We start from the raw sequence: 1,722 nt of genomic DNA, 5'->3' as shown, positions 1-1,722 counted from the left end.
CCGCCGTTGGACGAGTGGCTTCTAGTTCATTGATTGCTTTTTCAAGCTCACTTTTCACTACCCCTTGCTCAGCTAAATACGCCACTAACAAGCTCGCGCCTAAACCAATAAGTGGGGCTCCACGCACTTTTAAGTTAATGATCAGCTCTTTCATGGTTTCTACATCATGGCACTGATGCCATACCTGCTGGTGAGGTAGTAAATATTGGTCGAGCATACTAAGCGACCCGTTTTCATATTTTAAACTGCTTGCGATTAAGTTTTGCATAATGCTTAAGGTATTAAAAATGCGTAACGTTATTTTACACCACTTTGAATAACTCTCAAGTTAGACTTGTAGACATCTAAACATTTAAAAGTATAGAATGCTTAAAAGCTGATTTTTGAGATTTAAACCATGACTAAGTATGTTGCTTTTAATGCACAGCGCGCTATCGATTACGTATCGACATTAATTGAATCTAAACAATGTAATTTTTTTGATTCCGGACAAACCTTATCGGCATATGAGTTTGGTGATGGCAATCTTAATTTAGTATTTAGAATTACTGATGAGCAAAACAATAGTGTTATTTTAAAGCAAGCTCTGCCTTACGCGCGTTGCGTGGGTGAGTCGTGGCCATTAACACTTGATAGAGCCCGTATAGAAGCACAAGTTTTACTTAACCATGGTGCTATTTGCCCAGCTTATACTGCTAATGTTTTACATTATAGTGAAATACAAGCCCTGACTATTTTAGAAGATTTAGGTAATTTACAAATATTGCGTACTGCACAAAATAATGCAGAGCAATTCCCTAAATTGGCACAGCATGTAGCGACCTACTTAAGCCACACCGGCTTTTATAATTCAGATTTTTACTTAACCGCGCAAACTAAAAAAGCACTCGTTAGCCAATTTACTAATCCTGAGCTTTGCCAAATCACGGAAGACTTATTTTTTAGCGATCCGTACATTGAGCACGAACGCAATAACTACCCAAAACAACTACAAAACGAAGTTGACGCAATACAAAAAAACAACGCATTAAAGTTAGAAATAGCAAAACTAAAAGCTAATTTTTTATCTAAGCCGCAAACATTACTTCATGGTGATATGCACAGCGGTAGCATTTTTGTTGATTGTAATAATACAAAGATGATTGACCCAGAATTTGGTTTTTTTGGACCTATTGGGTTCGATATTGGCTCTTTTATTGGTAATTTACTATTGAATTACTGCGCACAAGCAGGGCATATTGATGACTTTGTAGCACGTCGCAATTACCAAACACATTTACTTAGCTGTATCGTAGACACCTATAGTTTATTTGAGCAGCAATGGCTTGAATTAATACGCACTAAAACAAAAGATGAATCACTAGCGCCAGTAGGCTATGCGCAATACTTTATGAAAAACGTATTGCAAGATGCTGTTGGTTACTGTGGTGCTGAGTTAATTAGGCGTACTATTGGGCTTGCGCATGTAAGCGATATAGATAGTATTAGTGATGACAATGCGCGCCTTACAGTGCAAAAACAAACATTAGCACTAGGCGAGCAACTTATTTTGAATGCCCAAACATGCAACAACAAAGAAGCATTCTTTAGTTTACTAATAAGCCAGTTAAACTAACAAACATTAAAAAAGGCGCTATAAGCTGTCTCTTGATCACAAGTCTGACTCAAGAGATTTTGCTAAATCGTAGCCTTCCAGGATGGCTTGTAACTTAAGCCATCCTT

The 1,722-nt window shown here is 37.5% G+C and carries 1 protein-coding gene and 1 pseudogene; one reads left to right on the top strand and one right to left on the bottom strand.

The window, feature by feature from the left end; all coding sequences use genetic code 11:
• Positions 1–268: pseudogene (locus tag L655_RS0122045) on the bottom strand (S-methyl-5-thioribose-1-phosphate isomerase); the annotation flags it as partial.
• Between the two features lie 129 nt (positions 269–397).
• On the opposite strand from L655_RS0122045, the gene mtnK reads away from it, so the two are divergent.
• The gene (gene mtnK, locus L655_RS0122040; protein ID WP_024606299.1) at positions 398–1,615 is read left to right on the top strand and encodes an S-methyl-5-thioribose kinase; all 1,218 of its coding nucleotides are present in this window, start codon (positions 398–400) and stop codon (positions 1,613–1,615) included.
• Positions 1,616–1,722: the final 107 nt, after the last annotated feature.

The sequence above is a fragment of the Pseudoalteromonas sp. TAE79 genome, from assembly GCF_000498015.1.
GTDB lineage: Bacteria > Pseudomonadota > Gammaproteobacteria > Enterobacterales > Alteromonadaceae > Pseudoalteromonas.
This window is presented reverse-complemented; position numbering and strand designations above follow the sequence as displayed.